Raw genomic sequence first — 15,357 nt, forward strand, 5'->3', positions numbered from 1 at the left:
AACGGCTTAGCAGCTTCGGCAGCTAGGCCGTTTTCCTTTGTGGCCGCGGAAAGGCTCCAAGGGGGGCCACCGGAAAAAGGCTTCGGGGCCCCGGGTCCACGACCAACAAGCCGATTCGGCGGGCCGACCCGCATGACAGGCTTTGAGGGGCGCCAGCCCGCCGTTTTGCGCTGCCTACCGGGGAAGGAACGGATTTCGCCGCGGCCGTTGGTCAGTGCGGCTTGAAAAACAATGCTTCGGGAATCGCCCGGAAGGGCGCCGTCCAGAGGGGGTTGTCGAGTTCAAAGACTGACGCAGGTAGCCGTCTGCGGCCGTCGAGCAGCGGGCCGATGCGAGCATCCCGAGCCAGGATTTCTCTCGCGCGGCCCGTGACGAAAAGTCTGCTCAGGCCTTCGTTCAAAGCATCAGCCAGCGCCGGTTCGTCTCGACGCACAGCGAAGACGCGCGCGAACCGGTAGTGAACACACCAATCCTCGAACAACACTACCGATGGCGCCAGGTGGCCGAACATGTCCAGCAACATGCCAGCCTCATCGGCTCCCAGCGGGAAGGCATCGAATCGACCCGCCTGCAGCATACGGAACAGGTGCAAGAACTCTGCCTCCTGCACCTTGAGCCCAGCGGCTCGCAGAATGCTGGAGTCCACCCAATCAGGCCCCTGACCGAAAACCAATTGCCGAAGGTCATCGTGTTCACGCACGGCCCTCAGGCGGTCGAGTCGATCGCGACGTACCAGCATGAGGCGGTAGCCGCTCAGTCCTAGATCCAGTGGAAAGGGGAGGATCCGAGTACGCTCAGCCACCTTTGGCGATGCACCCGTGTCCATGACATTGACACCGCCGCCTTTGAGTTCCAAAAAAGCCCTCATCGACGGCAGCGGCGCCTCGCTCACTCGAAGAGTGTGGGGACGTCCAGAAGCCTCCAACGCGGCTGTCAGCAATTTGAACGGCGTACCGTCGGTGGGCCGTTCGTGCGTACGTGGATACACGACTTCAAGAAGCTGGCCTGCGATGGACGGGGCAGCGAGGGTGGCACCCAAGCCCAGCATCGCGGCACGACGGCTGATCAACCGACGATGAACAATTGAAGGCCCCAGGTCCATCTGAATCATTTTGAGCGCGCCACAGCGGAGTCGCAATCCTGGTCATCGCCCGGCACCAGGCGCTAGAGAAGGTCTGCAAACCTCTCGTCAATCCGACTGGCGCGCGAGGTGAGGTTTCATTGGACGATGTTCACGTCAGGGCCAAATCGCTTCCAGCAGTCGAGCACCCCCGCAGGGTCAGGCAGCGCTCTGCCCTGGCAGAGGCAGGACGAACGTTTGCTAGGCATTCGCCGCAGCTGGGCACATTGATTGCCGCCGCTGTCCATGCAGGCAAAGAGCTCCTCCGTGCTGAAACATCCATCGCCGTCCACCGACTTCATCCGCATCGTCGGTGCCCGAGAGAACAATCTGCGCAACGTCAGCGTCGACATCCCGAAGAAGCACATCACCGTGTTCACAGGAGTCTCGGGCTCGGGCAAGTCTTCACTCGTTTTCGACACCATTGCAGCCGAGTCGCAGCGGCAGCTGAACGACACTTTTTCCACCTTCGTGAGGCACCGCCTGCCGCACCACGCCCAGCCCGATGCCGACGTGCTGGAGAACCTCTGTGCGGCCATCGTCATCGATCAACGCCGCCTGGGTGGCAATGCGCGCTCCACGGTCGGCACGGCCACCGACATCCTCGCGCTGATCCGCCTGCTGTTCTCGCGGGTGGGGCAGCCCTTCGTCGGCTACTCCAACATCTTCTCGTTCAACCACCCTGACGGCATGTGCCCGCGATGCGAGGGCCTGGGGAAGGTCGACACCATCGACATCGACCGGCTGTTCGACAGGCAGCGCTCGCTCAACCAGGGAGCAATCCGCTTCAGCGCGTTCGCCGTCGGCGGCTACCGCTGGAAGCGCTATGTCCACAGCGGCCTGTTCGACAACGACAAGCCGCTGAAGGACTACACCGACGAGGAGTGGGAGACGCTGCTCCATGCGCAGGACGTACCCATCCTGAACCCCGGGCCAGGCTGGCCACCGACCAGCCGCTACGAGGGCGTGCTGCCGCGCATCCGCCGCAACTTCCTGACCCGCAACATCAGCGAGGTCAAAGGGCTGGACCGCGCCGAATGGGATCGGTTGGTGACGGCCGGCCCTTGCCCGCGGTGCCACGGGGCGCGCCTCAACGAGAAGGTGTTGAGTTGCCGCATTGACGGCAGGAACATCGCCGACTGGTGCGAGATGGAGGTGGGTGAGTTGCTGGCCGTCATCGGCCAGGTCGATGCGCCGCTTGCCGCCAGCATGGTGCCGGCGCTGGCCTACCGGGTACAGCATCTGGTTGACATCGGTTTGGGCTACCTGAGCCTCGGTCGCGAAACGACGAGCCTGTCGGGCGGGGAATCCCAACGCGTGAAGATGGTTCGCCACCTGGGCAGCGGCCTCAGCGACATGAGCTACATCTTCGACGAACCCAGCGTGGGCTTGCACCCGCGCGACGTTGCGCGCCTGAACAAGCTGTTGCGCCACCTGTGCGACAAGGGCAACACGGTGCTGGTGGTGGAACACGACCCCGACGTCATCGTGGCGGCGGACCACGTCGCCGACATTGGCCCGGGCGCTGGGGACGCAGGCGGCACCGTGGTCTTCGAGGGCGATGTGCAGGCCCTGCGGCAGGCCGACACGCCCACGGGGCGCAGCCTGGCTCGCCCGGCGCGCATCAACACCACACCGCGCACTCCATCGGGTTGGCTGCCGATCACGCACGCCACTCAGCACAACCTGAAGGACGTGAGCGTATCGATCCCGATGGGCGTCCTGACGGTCGTGACAGGCGTGGCCGGTTCGGGCAAGAGCAGCCTGATCAACGCCGCTTTCGCCCGCACCTACCCCGAGGTCGTGTGCATCGACCAGGGTGCCATCACAGGTTCGCGTCGCTCGAACACGGCGACCTACACAGGCATCCTCGATCCCATCCGGAGCCTTTTTGCCCAGGCGAATGCGGCCAGCGCGTCGCTGTTCAGCGCCAACTCGGGCGGCGCCTGTCCCGTGTGCAAAGGCCTTGGCACCACGGAGACAGACCTCGCATTCATGGAGCCCATCGTCAGCATCTGTGAGCGCTGCCGAGGGCGCCGGTTCACTGACGAAGCTCTTCAGTACCGCCTGCGCGGCAAGAACATCGCCGAAGTGCTGGCGATGCGCGTGGCTGAAGCAAGCGCCTTCTTTGCCGAACCGGAGATCGCGCCTGCGCTGGCCCGCCTCGATGAAGTCGGGCTCGCCTACCTGTCGCTCGGCCAACCTTTGTCCAGCCTGTCGGGCGGGGAACGGCAACGCCTGAAGCTGGCCACGGAGCTGGGCCAGTCGGGCCGAATCTATGTGTTCGACGAACCCACCTCAGGCCTGCATCTTTCGGACATCGATCGATTGTTTCGATTGCTCGACCAACTCATCGAACGCGGCGCCACCGTTGTCGTGATCGAACATCAGCTGGACATGATCGCCCAGGCAGACTGGCTGATCGACATGGGGCCGGAAGCTGGCCGATTCGGCGGTCGCGTGGTGTTCGAGGGCCCCGTGGCGGAGATGGCCGCGACGGGCTCAGGTGAGACGGCCACGCATCTGAGAAGGTATGCAAATTCGCAGGGTTCTGGCAGCGCTCAATGATGTCGGGTAACCATCGAGCGCGACGCCATGTCGGCCCGCCAGCCACTCGGGGACTGCCCCGTCAGCCGCTGGAAGAAGCGCGTGAAGTAGGCCGGGTCCGCAAAGCCCAGACCATCGGCGATCTGGCGCACCTGCAACGTCGTATAGCTCAGTTCGCGCTTGGCCTCGAGCAACAGCCGCTGGTGCAGCACGTCAAGCGCCGAACAGTGCAGATGCTGGCGGCACAGGCGGGTGAGCTGCGTCGTCGTGATGCCCAGCGGCGCCGCCAGCATGTCCAGCGTCGGGTGGCTGCGGTAGTGGCGCTCGACCTGCTCGCGGTAGCGCGCCAGATGCTGCATGGCCCGACCTTCGGGCTCGGCAGTTTCCGCCGCTTCCGCAGCAAGCGCAGGCAGCCGGGCTATGAGGGCGGCAGCCATCAGCACAGCGCCGTCAAGCACCTGGGCGCGCCAGGGCGACGTGCAGGCGTAATCGGCACGCAGCACGCGGGCAATCGCAAGTAGCGTCTGCGCGTGGGGTGAGCCGGCTTCCAATGCCACGCCGCGCGAGGCTCCCAAGCCTTCCCAGAGGCCGCGCGAGCCGCCGATCAGGCTCCTGATCCGCGCCTGGTCCAGCGTGATGACGTGCCCCTCAGTTTCCGGCGAGAACGCGAAGCCATGCACCACCAGCATCGGTACCCAGACGACGGCGGGCGCACGCAGCTCCAGCAGCTGCCCGTCGATCTGCACGCGCGCCGTGCCGGACTCGATCAGCAGCAGCTGCACCAGCGCCGCATGCCGATGCGGCTGGATTTCCCAATTGTGCAATCGGCTGCGATCGGCGATGGACTCCATGTGGAGACCATCCAGCGCTTCATCCCGCCCCAGCTCGCCATAAAGCTCATACAGAGGTGGTGAGGAACGGGCTTGAGACCTTGACATAGGTTCGAATTGTGCAAGCGCACGTTCCTGTCGTCCATTGTTCCTACACCCCCACCGGCCTACGCTCACAGGTATCTGACAAGAACGGAGCGAGACATGAAGACATTGCGCACCCAGGTGCTCATCGTCGGCGCGGGGCCGTCGGGTTTGCTGCTCGGCCAATTGCTGCACAAGGCCGGCGTGGCCAACCTGATCGTCGAACGCCAGACGGGCGACTATGTGCTCGGCCGCATCCGCGCCGGCGTGCTGGAACAGACGACCGTCGATCTGCTGGATGAAGCTGGCGTCGGCGCGCGCATGCATGCCGAAGGTCTGGTGCACCACGGCTTCGAGCTGATGTTCGACGGCCAGCGCCATCACATCGACCTGAGCCGGCTGACCGGCGGCAAGTCGGTGATGGTCTATGGCCAGACCGAGGTGACGCGCGACTTGATGGAAGCCCGCGCGGCGGTGGGCGAGCAGACGCTGTACTCGGCATCCGACGTCGAGTTGTTCGGCTTCGACGGCGATGCACCGGGTGCTCGTTGCACGGTGGACGGCGAACGCATCGAGATCCTGTGCGACTACATCGCCGGCTGCGACGGCTATCACGGCGTCAGCCGCGCCAGCGTGCCGACCAAGGCCATCCAGACGCACGAGAAGGTCTACCCCTTTGGCTGGCTAGGCATGCTGAGCGACACGCCGCCGGTCTCGCACGAACTGATCTACGGCCGCCACGAGCGCGGCTTCACGCTGTGCAGCATGCGCTCCAGCACGCGCAGCCGCTACTACCTGCAGGTGCCGCTGACCGAGCAAGTGGGCGACTGGAGCGACGAGCGCTTCTGGAACGAGCTGCGCGCGCGCATGGACCCCGCGGCGGCAGCCGCTCTCGTCACCGGCCCGTCACTGGAAAAGAGCATCGCGCCGCTGCGCAGTTTTGTCGCCGAGCCGATGCGCTTTGGCCGGCTCTTCCTGGCGGGCGACGCCGCCCACATCGTGCCGCCCACGGGCGCCAAGGGGCTGAACCTCGCAGCGTCCGACGTGCGCTATCTGTCGCAGGCGCTGATTGAGCATTACCGCGAACGCAGCGAGGCCGGCATCGAGCATTACTCGTCGCGCTGCCTGTCGCGCATCTGGAAGGCCGAGCGCTTCTCGTGGTGGTTCACCAGCCTGATGCACAACCTGCCGCATGAGCCCGAGATCGACGCCAAGCTGCACCGCGCCGAGCTGGAATACGTCGTCAGCTCCGAAGCTGCCATGACGTCGATGGCGGAGAACTACGTCGGCCTGCCCTGGTAGGGCTCGCGCACCAGCTTCATCAGCAGCGCCGCGGTCCGCTGGGTCAGCGGCGTCGAGCGCTTCAGCGCCGGCGTGACTAGGCACAGCGTCGTCTTCACATCGCTGGCCTTGAAGCGGGTGACGGCCAGTCGCTCAGGGTGTTCGAAGGCACGCAGCACGTCCTCGCCGAGGGCCGCATGCCCGAGGCCGGCGGCGACCAGGTCGAGGATGGCCGGCACGCTGGACACCTCCCAGTCCACCCGCAGCTGCACACCGGCCATCGCAGCGGCCTCCTCCATGCGCTTGCGGAACACATGGCCCCGCTGCGGCATGATCAACGGCAGGCGCGACAGCTCGGCCAGCGTCAGCGGCCCACTCGGCGCCGCCTCGGGCGGGCTCAGCAGCAGCAGTGATTCCTCGCGCAGCGGCAGGATCTCCAGTGACGGCAGCGGCTCGGGGTTGTAGACCAGCGCCAGGTCCGCCCGGCCCGACACCAGCCACTCGGTGAGATGGGTCGAGAAGCCTTCCATGATGACCAGGCGCGCCCGCGGGCAGCTGGCGCTGAAGGCCTTGATCAACGGCAGCGTGTGCATGCGCGCCTGGGTTGGCGGCATGGCCACGACGATCTGGCCCACCGGCTCGTTGCGGTGCTCGCTGAGGTCCTCGCGCGCCTGCGTCACCAGGTGCAGGATGCCCTGGCCATGCTCGAACAAGCGGCGCCCGGCGTCGGTCAGCGCCACGCCGCGGCCGTTGCGCAGGAAGAGCGTTTCGTGCAGTTCCGTCTCCAGCGCCCTCACCTGCCGGCTCAGCGCCGGCTGGGCCACCCCCAGCACCAAGGCGGCCTTGCTGAAGCTGCCGTGCTCGGCCACCTGGATGAAGTACTCGATCTGGTTCAGCGTCATGGGCCGCATCTTGTCAGAGCCCATGCCGGATCGCTATAGCTGATAGCAGCAGCCAGACCTAGCGTGACAGAGCTTCACTGCGAAGAATCGCGCCCCATGAGCACCGCCCTCACCCTGATCTCGTCCATGGCCACGCGCCATCTGCTGACGGCACTCGCTCAGGCGCATGCGCAGACCGGCGCGCCCGCCGTGCATCTGGAGTCTGTCGGCGGCGTGGATGCCGCGCGTCGCGTGCACGACGGCGAGGCCTTCGACGTGGTTGTGCTGGCCAGCGATGCCATCGCCAAGCTGGACGCCGCCGGTCGATTGCTGCCCGGCAGCGTGCGCGCCATCGCCGACTCCAGCGTCGCCATTGCCGTGCGTGCCGGTTCGGCCCAACCGGATATCAGCACGGAAACCGCCTTGCGCGCCGCCGTGCTGCAAGCCCGCACCATCGGCTACTCGACCGGCCCCAGCGGCACGGCCTTGATGAAGCTCTTCGAGCGCTGGGGCCTGGCCGACAGCTTGAAGGCCCGCCTCGTGCAGGCCCGCCCCGGCGTGCCGGTCGGCAGCCTGGTGGCCAGCGGCGAGGTCGAGTTGGGCTTCCAGCAGTACAGCGAGCTGATGGATGTTTCCGGCATCACGCTGCTCGGCGGCATGCCGCCGGGGGTCGACATCGTCAGCCGCTTCAGCGGCGCCATCACGGCCCGTGCGACCCAGCCCGAAGCGGCACTGGCCCTGCTGGACTTCATGGCCAGCCCCGCCACCGAGGCGATCAAACGGCAACACGGCATGCGCGCGACTTCGGACGCGCGCTGACCCCAACGACAACAGGAGACAAGCTTGCAGACCTCACCGATCCCCGCTCCCGGCACGCGTGCCGTGGACGTGCAGCGCCTCATCGACGACCACCCGCTGTCCGGCTGGCAGTGGGTGGTCTTCGCGCTGTGCTTCTTCGTCGTGCTGCTGGACGGTTTCGACACCGCGGCCATCGGCTACATCGCGCCGTCGCTGATCAAGGACTGGGGCGTCACCAAGCCCATGCTGGCGCCGGTGCTGAGCGCCGCCCTCTTCGGCCTGGCCGCCGGCGCGCTGTTGTCCGGCCCCATCGCCGACCGGCTGGGCCGCAAGCGTGTGCTGACGGTGACCGTGCTTATCTTTGGCGTGGCCACGCTGGCTTCGGCCTTTGCCACCAACCTCACAGAGCTCAGCGTGCTGCGCTTCATCACCGGCCTGGGCCTGGGCTCGGCCATGCCCAGCGCCGTCACGCTGATGAGCGAGTACTGCCCCACGGCGCGCCGCTCCACGCTGACCAATCTGATGTTCTGCGGCTTCCCGCTCGGCGCGGCCTTCGGTGGTTTCCTGGCCGCGTGGATGATCCCGCAATGGGGCTGGCAGAGCGTGCTGGTGCTGGGCGGCATCGCGCCGCTGCTGCTGACGGTCGGCCTGCTGACGCTGCTGCCCGAGTCGGTGCGCTTCATGGTCACGCGCCGCCAGCCGGTCGAGCGCATCCGCGCCGCACTGGCCCGCATTGCCGGCCCGCAGGTGCACCAGATCGAGCGCTTCACGCTCAGCGAGACCCGCGTCGTTACCAACGAGCGCGGCGGCCTGGCGCAAGTGCTGGCCCGCTCCTACCGCCTGGGCACGCTGATGCTGTGGGTGGCCTACTTCATGGGCCTGGTGATCTTCTATGCGCTGATCAACTGGATGCCGCTGCTGTTCAAGGAGGCCGGCATCGAGCCCCGCACCGCGACGCTGATCTCCGCCCTCTTCCCGCTCGGCGGCGTGGGCGCCGTGTTCTTCGGCTGGCTGATGGACCGCGTGGAGCCCAACCGCATCGTCGCCCTGGGCTTTGCGCTGACGTCGGTGGCCATCTGGTCCATCGGCCAGATGACGGGCAACGTGGCCGCGCTGGTCGTCTGCGTCTTCCTGGCCGGCGTGCTGATGAACACCGCGCAGTCGTCGCTGCCGGCGCTGGCCGCGGCCTTCTACCCCACCAACGCCCGCGCCACCGGCGTGTCGTGGATGCTGGGCATCGGCCGCTTCGGCGGCATCCTGGGCTCGCTGCTGGTGGCCCAAATGGCTGCCATGCATGCCAGCATCGGCACCGTGTTCCTGGTGCTGGCCGTGCCCGGCGCCCTCGCCGCCGCAGCGCTGTGGATCAAGCGTGACGCCGATGGCTTCGCCGACGATCGCGATGCCCGCACGGCGCTCGCGCACTGACAACAAGGAGAAGCTCTGATGATCATCGACGTCCACGGCCACTACACCACCGCACCGGCGGCCCTCGGCGCCTGGCGCGACCTGCAGATCGCCGGCCTCAAGGACCCGTCGCGCGCCCCCAAGGCCAGCGAGCTGAAGATCAGCGACGACGAGCTGCGCGAGTCCATCGAGACCAACCAGCTCAAGCTGATGAAGCAGCGCGGCTCGGACTTGACCATCTTCAGCCCGCGTGCCAGCTTCATGGCCCACCACATCGGTGACTTCAACACCTCCGCCACCTGGGCCGCCATCTGCAACGAGCTCTGCTACCGCGTGGCCCAGCTCTTCCCAGATCACTTTGTGCCCGCGGCCATGCTGCCGCAGTCCCCCGGCGTGGACCCGGCGACCTGCATCCCCGAACTGGTCAAGTGCGTGGAGGAGTACGGCAATGTCGGCATCAACCTCAACCCCGATCCCTCCGGCGGCCACTGGACGTCGCCGCCGCTGTCGGACCGGCACTGGTACCCCATCTACGAACAGATGGTCGAGTACGACATCCCGGCCATGGTGCATGTGTCGACCAGCTGCAATGCCTGCTTCCACACCACCGGCGCCCACTACCTGAACGCCGACACGACGGCCTTCATGCAGTGTCTGACCGGCGACCTGTTCAAGGACTTCCCGACGCTGAAGTTCCTGATCCCGCACGGTGGCGGCGCGGTGCCCTACCACTGGGGGCGCTTTCGCGGTCTGGCGCAGGAGCTCAAGAAGCCGCTGCTGAGCGAGCACCTGCTGAACAACATCTTCTTCGACACCTGCGTCTATCACCAGCCGGGCATCGACCTGTTGACCAAGGTGATCCCGGTCAAGAACATCCTGTTCGCGTCCGAGATGATCGGCGCCGTGCGCGGCATCGACCCCGAGACCGGCCACTACTACGACGACACCAAGCGCTACGTCGAGGCCACGGCCAACCTCAGTGAAGAGGACCGCCACGCCGTCTACGAGGGCAATGCCCGCCGCGTGTTCCCGCGCCTGGATGCTCAATTGAAAGCGAAAGGCCTTTGATATGTACGAACTCGGCGTCGTCTACCGCAACATCAACCGTGCTGACCGCACGGCCGCCGACGGTCTGGCCGCTTTAGGCTCGGCCACTGTGCACGAGGCCATGGGCCGCGTCGGCCTGCTCAAGCCTTATATGCGGCCCATCTACGCCGGCGTGCAGGTCTCGGGCACAGCCGTGACCGTGCTGCTGCAACCCGGCGACAACTGGATGATGCATGTCGCCGCCGAGCAGATCCAGCCCGGCGACATCGTCGTCGCGGCGGTCACCGCCGACTGCACCGACGGCTATTTCGGTGACCTGCTCGCCACCTCCTTCCAGGCCCGCGGCGCGCGGGCTCTCGTCATCGACGCCGGCGTGCGCGACGTGAAGACGCTGCAGCAGATGGGCTTCCCGGTGTGGAGCAAGTGCATCAGCAGCAAGGGCACCATCAAGGCCACGCTGGGCTCGGTCAACATCCCCGTCGTCTGCGCCGGCATGTGGGTCACGCCGGGCGATGTCATCGTGGCGGACGACGATGGCGTCGTCTGCGTGCCGTCCGCACGTGCGGTCGACACGCTGGAAGCCGCCCTCAAGCGCGAGAGCTTCGAAGGCGAGAAGCGCGCCAAGCTGGCTTCCGGCGTGCTTGGCCTCGACATGTACAAGATGCGTGAGCCGCTGGAAAAAGCCGGCCTGCGCTACATCGACTGAAACCATGGACTTCACCAAGACCCCCGGCTGGCTGGACTGGTACGCCGCTCCTTCCAAACCGCGTTTCCAAGTCCCGGCCGGCGCCGTCGACGCGCACTGCCATGTCTTCGGCCCCGGCGCGCAGTTCCCGTTCGCGCCGGAGCGCAAGTACACGCCCTGCGACGCCAGCAAGGAACAGTTGTTCGCACTGCGCGACCACCTCGGCTTTGCGCGCAACGTCATCGTGCAGGCGACCTGCCATGGCGCCGACAACAGCGCGCTGATCGACGCGCTGCAAAGCTCGGGCGGCAAGGCCCGCGGCGTTGTCACCATCAAGCGCGGCATCAGCGATGCCGAGCTGCAACGCATGCACGAGGCCGGCGTGCGCGGCGTTCGCTTCAACTTCGTCAAGCGGCTGGTGGACTTCACGCCCAAGGATGAGTTGCAGGAGATCGCCACGTGCATCGCCAAGCTGGGCTGGCATGTCGTCATCTACTTCGAGGCGGCCGACCTGCCCGAGCTGTGGGACTTCTTCACCGCGCTGCCCACCACCGTCGTCGTCGACCACATGGGCCGGCCGGATGTGAGCAAACCAGTGGACGGCCCCGAGTTCGAGCTCTTCCTGAAGTTCATGCGCGAGAACGACAACGTGTGGAGCAAGCTCAGCTGCCCCGAGCGCCTGTCCGTCACCGGCCCGCGCGCGCTGGACGGCGAACAGGCCTCCTATCGTGACGTCCTGCCCTTTGCCCGCCGCGTCATGGACGAGTTCCCTGACCGCGTGCTGTGGGGCACCGACTGGCCCCACCCCAACCTCAAGGACCACATGCCCGACGACGGGCTGCTGGTCGACTTCATCCCCCACATCGCCCCGACGCCTGAGCTACAACGCCGGCTGCTGGTGGACAACCCCATGCGCCTGTACTGGCCGGAGGAAAGCTGATGCCGCTCGACAAGTCCTACACCGACATCCCCGGCACCACCATCTTCGACGCCGAACAATCCCGCAAGGGCTACTGGCTCAACCAGTTCTGCATGTCGCTGATGAAGGCCGACAACCGCGCCCGCTTCAAGGCCGACGAGCGCGCCTATCTCGACGAGTGGCCGATGACCGATGCGCAGAAGGCGGCGGTGCTGGCACGCGACCTGAACGAGTGCATCCGCCTGGGCGGCAACATCTACTTCCTGGCCAAGATCGGCGCGACCGACGGCAAGAGCTTCCAGCAGATGGCAGGCAGCATGACGGGCATGACCGAAGAGGAGTACCGCAACATGATGATCTCCGGCGGTCGCTCGGTGGAAGGCAACCGCCGCATCGGCGAGGACGGCGACGCGCAGGCGCACCGCCAGCCGCAAGGCAAAGCAGGGAACAAATAACCGTGGCCCGCATCACCGCATCCGTCTACACCTCGCATGTGCCCGCCATCGGCGCCGCGCTGGACCTGGGCAAGACCACCGAGCCCTACTGGCAGCCTGTCTTCGCCGGCTATGAGCCGTCCAAGCGTTGGTTCGACAACAACCGCCCGGACGTCGTTTTCCTCGTCTACAACGACCACGCGACGGCCTTCAGCCTCGACCTGATTCCCACCTTCGCCATCGGCACCGCGGCCCGCTTCGAGCCGGCCGACGAGGGCTGGGGCCCGCGCCCGGTGCCGACCGTCATCGGCCACCCGGAGCTGGCCGCGCACATCGCGCACAGCGTCATCCAGGACGATTTCGACCTGACCATCGTCAACAAGATGGACGTGGACCACGGCCTGACCGTGCCGCTGTCGTTGATGTGCGGCCAGCCCGACCCGGTGAAAGGCGCCTGGCCCTGCACCGTCATCCCGTTCGCGGTCAATGTCGTGCACTACCCGGTGCCGTCGGGGCGGCGCTGCTTCATGCTGGGCCAGGCCATCCGCCGCGCGGTCGAGTCGTTCGGGCCGGACCTGAATGTGCAGATCTGGGGCACCGGCGGCATGAGCCACCAGTTGCAAGGGCCGCGCGCCGGCCTCATCAACCGTGAGTGGGACAACCGCTTCCTGGACCGCCTGATCGCCGAGCCCGACGCCCTGTCACGTGTACCGCACGACGAGTACGTGCGCGAAGCCGGCTCGGAAGGCATCGAGCTGGTGATGTGGCTGATCGCCCGCGGCGCGATGGCCGACGTCAACGGTGGCTCGGCACCGCGCGTCGCGCATCGCTTCTATCACGTGCCTGCCTCGAACACGGCGGTCGGCCATCTGATTCTGGAGAACACATGACTCAACCAATTCGTGTTGCGCTGGCCGGCGCCGGCGCCTTCGGCATCAAGCACCTGGACGGCATCAAGAACATAGCCGGCGTCGAAGTCGTCTCGCTGATCAGCCGTGACCTGGACAAGACCCGCGAGGTGGCGAACAAATACGGCATCGGTCACGTCACCACCGACTTGGCCGATGCGCTGGCTCTGCCCGAAGTCGACGCCGTCATCCTCTGCACGCCCACGCAGATGCACGCCAGCCAGACCCTGGCCTGCCTGAAGGCGGGCAAGCATGTGCAGGTGGAGATTCCGCTGTGCGACGTGCTGGCCGATGGCGAGGAGGTCATCAGCGTGGCAAAGCAGTCCGGCCTGGTCGCCATGTGCGGCCACACGCGGCGCTTCAACCCCAGCCACCAGTGGGTGCACAAGAAGATCACGGCCGGCGAGTTCAACGTCCAGCAGATGGACGTGCAGACCTACTTCTTCCGCCGCACCAACATGAATGCACTCGGCCAGGCGCGCAGCTGGACCGACCACCTGCTGTGGCACCACGCCGCGCACACGGTGGACCTGTTCGCCTACCAGGCGCAGAGCCCGGTCGTCCAGGCTCATGCGCTGCAAGGCCCCATCCACCCGACGCTGGGCATCGCGATGGACATGAGCATCCAGCTCAAGGCCGCCAACGGCGCCATCTGCACGCTGAGTCTGTCCTTCAACAACGACGGCCCGCTGGGGACCTTCTTCCGCTACATCGGCGACACCGGCACCTATCTGGCGCGCTACGACGACCTGTTCGACGGCAAGGAGAACAAGATCGACGTGTCGGCGGTGGACGTGTCCATGAACGGCATCGAGCTGCAGGACCGCGAGTTCTTCGCGGCCATCCGCGAGGGCCGCGAGCCCAACAGCAGCGTGGCGCAAGTGCTGCCCTGCTACCGGGTGCTGCACCAGTTGGAGCAACAGCTGAACGCCGCCGCATGAAGACACGCCGCATCGGTCCCTTCGAGGTCTCGGCCATCGGCCTGGGCTGCATGAACCTCAGCCACGCCTATGGCACACCGCCATCGCGCGACGTCGCGGCAGCCGTGCTGGACGGCGCGCTCAATGGCGGCGTCACGCTGTTCGATACCGCGGCGCTGTACGGCTTCGGCGCCAACGAGGAACTGCTCGGTGGTCTGCTGGCGCCGCATCGCGAGCGGATCGTGCTGACGAGCAAATGCGGCATGCAAGGCGTGGACGGTGTGCGCGTCATCGACGGTCGGCCGGAGACGATCCGAGCGAGCGTCGAGGCCAGCCTGAAGCGGCTGCGCACCGACGTCATCGACGTGCTCTATCTGCACCGGCTCGACGCCAAGGTGCCGGTGGAGGACAGCGTCGGCGCGATGGCCGAGCTGGTGAAGGCGGGCAAGGTTCGCGCGCTGGGCCTGTCCGAGGTCTCTGCCGCCACCTTGAAGCGCGCCCATACGGTGCACCCGATTGCCGCGCTGCAGACCGAGTACTCGCTGTGGACTCGCAACGCCGAGATCGCCGTGTTGAAAGCCTGCCGTGAGCTGGGCACCGCCTTCGTCGCCTTCAGCCCGCTGGCGCGCGGCTTTCTCGGCGGCGAGCTGCGCGACATCAGCAAGCTGGAGCCCAGGGACATCCGCCGCGCCATGCCGCGCTTCTCGCCCGAGAACTACAGCGCCAACTTGCGCCTGCTGGACGCTTTCGAAGCAGAAGCGGCCCGGCTGCGCTGCGCGCCGGCCACGTTGGCGCTGGCCTGGTTGCTGCACCAGGGTGACGACATCGTCCCCATCCCCGGCACCTCGCGCCCCGATCACCTGGGCGACCTGCTCGCGGCGCCGCAGCTGGCGCTCGACGCCGCCACACTCGCCCGGCTCGACGCCCTGATCAACCGCCACACGGTCAGCGGCGCGCGCTACAGCGCCGCCACACAGACCGAGATCGATACCGAGGAGTTTTGACCGCCACGGCGACCGGCAGGCCATGGTTATCCTGCGAACCCATGAGCCCGACCCGCGAGAAGTCCCCTCCCCTCGATCAGTCCCGCCTGGCCCACACGCTGGGCTACGCCATCGCGCGCGCGGCCGTCACGACCAACCAGCTGTTCAGCCAGGGCGTGGGCGAGCTGCTTGGCCTGCGGCCGGTGGAGTTCACGCTGCTGCAGCTGATCCTCTCGAATCGCAACACCACGCAGAAGCGCCTGTGCGACCTGCTGCGCGTGCCGGCACCGCAGATGACGCTCATCCTCGACCGCCTGCAGGAGCGCGGCTGGGTCGAGCGCGAACGCGACGCCAACGACCGCCGCGCGCTGCACCTGCGGCTCACGCCCGAAGGCGAGCGCCTGGCCGGCGAAAGCCTCGCGGCGCTGCAGGTCGCTGAAGGAGCGCTCGACCGTGTGCTGTCCAGCGGCGAGCGCCTTCTGCTGCAGGAGCTACTGGCCAAGGTCGCGCGCTGAA

15 protein-coding genes are annotated in these 15,357 nt (G+C 66.7%); 12 read left to right on the forward strand and 3 right to left on the reverse strand.

The annotated features are described in order from the left end of the window. Positions 1–211: 211 nt before the first annotated feature. Entirely contained in the window at positions 212–1,111 is a 900-nt protein-coding gene (locus ACXJLH_RS23605; RefSeq protein WP_457446633.1) for a hypothetical protein, read from the reverse strand. A 276-nt stretch (positions 1,112–1,387) separates the two neighbouring features. Here ACXJLH_RS23605 and ACXJLH_RS23610 point away from each other — a divergent pair, with 276 nt between their 5' ends. Next, positions 1,388–3,688: an ATP-binding cassette domain-containing protein gene (locus ACXJLH_RS23610; RefSeq protein ID WP_457446635.1), complete on the forward strand. Its 2,301-nt coding sequence runs from the start codon at positions 1,388–1,390 to the stop codon at positions 3,686–3,688. Here ACXJLH_RS23610 and ACXJLH_RS23615 read toward each other — a convergent pair. Next, positions 3,682–4,518, reverse strand: coding sequence for a helix-turn-helix domain-containing protein (locus tag ACXJLH_RS23615; protein ID WP_457446637.1), 837 nt, complete (start codon positions 4,516–4,518; stop codon positions 3,682–3,684). The genes ACXJLH_RS23610 and ACXJLH_RS23615 overlap by 7 nt on opposite strands. 192 nt (positions 4,519–4,710) lie before the next feature. On the opposite strand from ACXJLH_RS23615, the gene pobA reads away from it, so the two are divergent. After that, a complete protein-coding gene (gene pobA, locus ACXJLH_RS23620) occupies positions 4,711–5,883 on the forward strand; it encodes a 4-hydroxybenzoate 3-monooxygenase (RefSeq protein WP_457446694.1) in 1,173 nt (390 codons plus the stop codon). Here the strand turns inward: pobA and ACXJLH_RS23625 are convergent. Continuing rightward, positions 5,862–6,788: a LysR family transcriptional regulator gene (locus ACXJLH_RS23625; protein WP_457446638.1), complete on the reverse strand. Its 927-nt coding sequence runs from the start codon at positions 6,786–6,788 to the stop codon at positions 5,862–5,864. The genes pobA and ACXJLH_RS23625 overlap by 22 nt on opposite strands. Positions 6,789–6,860: 72 nt before the next feature. On the opposite strand from ACXJLH_RS23625, the gene ACXJLH_RS23630 reads away from it, so the two are divergent. From ACXJLH_RS23630 to ACXJLH_RS23675, 10 genes are read left to right on the forward strand one after another with little or no spacing between them, the layout of a single operon-like run. Then, complete coding sequence (locus tag ACXJLH_RS23630; RefSeq protein WP_457446640.1) at positions 6,861–7,562, forward strand: substrate-binding domain-containing protein; 702 nt, start codon at positions 6,861–6,863, stop codon at positions 7,560–7,562. 24 nt (positions 7,563–7,586) lie between these two features. After that, entirely contained in the window at positions 7,587–8,966 is a 1,380-nt protein-coding gene (locus ACXJLH_RS23635) for an MFS transporter (RefSeq protein ID WP_457446642.1), read from the forward strand. An 18-nt stretch (positions 8,967–8,984) separates the two neighbouring features. Further along, entirely contained in the window at positions 8,985–10,013 is a 1,029-nt protein-coding gene (locus tag ACXJLH_RS23640) for an amidohydrolase family protein (RefSeq protein ID WP_457446644.1), read from the forward strand. Between the two features lies 1 nt (position 10,014). Continuing rightward, the gene (ligK, locus tag ACXJLH_RS23645; protein WP_457446645.1) at positions 10,015–10,698 is read left to right on the forward strand and encodes a 4-carboxy-4-hydroxy-2-oxoadipate aldolase/oxaloacetate decarboxylase; all 684 of its coding nucleotides are present in this window, start codon (positions 10,015–10,017) and stop codon (positions 10,696–10,698) included. A 4-nt stretch (positions 10,699–10,702) separates the two neighbouring features. Next, on the forward strand, positions 10,703–11,617 hold the full coding sequence (locus ACXJLH_RS23650; RefSeq protein WP_457446647.1) for an amidohydrolase family protein: 915 nt from the start codon (positions 10,703–10,705) through the stop codon (positions 11,615–11,617). After that, complete coding sequence (gene ligA, locus ACXJLH_RS23655; RefSeq protein ID WP_457446649.1) at positions 11,617–12,051, forward strand: protocatechuate 4,5-dioxygenase subunit alpha; 435 nt, start codon at positions 11,617–11,619, stop codon at positions 12,049–12,051. The genes ACXJLH_RS23650 and ligA overlap by 1 nt, the downstream gene beginning before the upstream one ends. A gap of 2 nt (positions 12,052–12,053) precedes the next feature. After that, complete coding sequence (locus ACXJLH_RS23660; protein ID WP_457446650.1) at positions 12,054–12,920, forward strand: class III extradiol dioxygenase subunit beta; 867 nt, start codon at positions 12,054–12,056, stop codon at positions 12,918–12,920. Next, on the forward strand, positions 12,917–13,879 hold the full coding sequence (locus ACXJLH_RS23665) for a Gfo/Idh/MocA family oxidoreductase (protein ID WP_457446652.1): 963 nt from the start codon (positions 12,917–12,919) through the stop codon (positions 13,877–13,879). The genes ACXJLH_RS23660 and ACXJLH_RS23665 overlap by 4 nt, the downstream gene beginning before the upstream one ends. Further along, positions 13,876–14,862 (forward strand): aldo/keto reductase, encoded by a 987-nt coding sequence (locus ACXJLH_RS23670; protein ID WP_457446654.1) that lies wholly within the window; start codon positions 13,876–13,878, stop codon positions 14,860–14,862. The genes ACXJLH_RS23665 and ACXJLH_RS23670 overlap by 4 nt, the downstream gene beginning before the upstream one ends. A 41-nt stretch (positions 14,863–14,903) precedes the next feature. Next, a complete protein-coding gene (locus ACXJLH_RS23675; protein WP_457446656.1) occupies positions 14,904–15,356 on the forward strand; it encodes a MarR family winged helix-turn-helix transcriptional regulator in 453 nt (150 codons plus the stop codon). The last annotated feature ends 1 nt before the right edge of the window (position 15,357 follow it).

This window comes from Roseateles sp. P5_E4 (genome assembly GCF_054049255.1).

Bases quoted from the DNA above. Each gene is read 5' to 3' on its own strand.
- ACXJLH_RS23605 (WP_457446633.1), bottom strand. From the start codon at position 1,111: ATGATTCAGATGGACCTGGGGCCTTCAATTGTTCATCGTCGGTTGATC.
- ACXJLH_RS23615 (WP_457446637.1), bottom strand. From the start codon at position 4,518: ATGGAGTCCATCGCCGATCGCAGCCGATTGCACAATTGGGAAATCCAG.
- ACXJLH_RS23625 (WP_457446638.1), bottom strand. From the start codon at position 6,788: ATGGGCTCTGACAAGATGCGGCCCATGACGCTGAACCAGATCGAGTAC.
- ACXJLH_RS23630 (WP_457446640.1), top strand. From the start codon at position 6,861: ATGAGCACCGCCCTCACCCTGATCTCGTCCATGGCCACGCGCCATCTG.
- ACXJLH_RS23640 (WP_457446644.1), top strand. From the start codon at position 8,985: ATGATCATCGACGTCCACGGCCACTACACCACCGCACCGGCGGCCCTC.
- ligK (WP_457446645.1), top strand. From the start codon at position 10,015: ATGTACGAACTCGGCGTCGTCTACCGCAACATCAACCGTGCTGACCGC.
- ACXJLH_RS23650 (WP_457446647.1), top strand. From the start codon at position 10,703: ATGGACTTCACCAAGACCCCCGGCTGGCTGGACTGGTACGCCGCTCCT.
- ligA (WP_457446649.1), top strand. From the start codon at position 11,617: ATGCCGCTCGACAAGTCCTACACCGACATCCCCGGCACCACCATCTTC.
- ACXJLH_RS23665 (WP_457446652.1), top strand. From the start codon at position 12,917: ATGACTCAACCAATTCGTGTTGCGCTGGCCGGCGCCGGCGCCTTCGGC.
- ACXJLH_RS23670 (WP_457446654.1), top strand. From the start codon at position 13,876: ATGAAGACACGCCGCATCGGTCCCTTCGAGGTCTCGGCCATCGGCCTG.
- ACXJLH_RS23675 (WP_457446656.1), top strand. From the start codon at position 14,904: ATGAGCCCGACCCGCGAGAAGTCCCCTCCCCTCGATCAGTCCCGCCTG.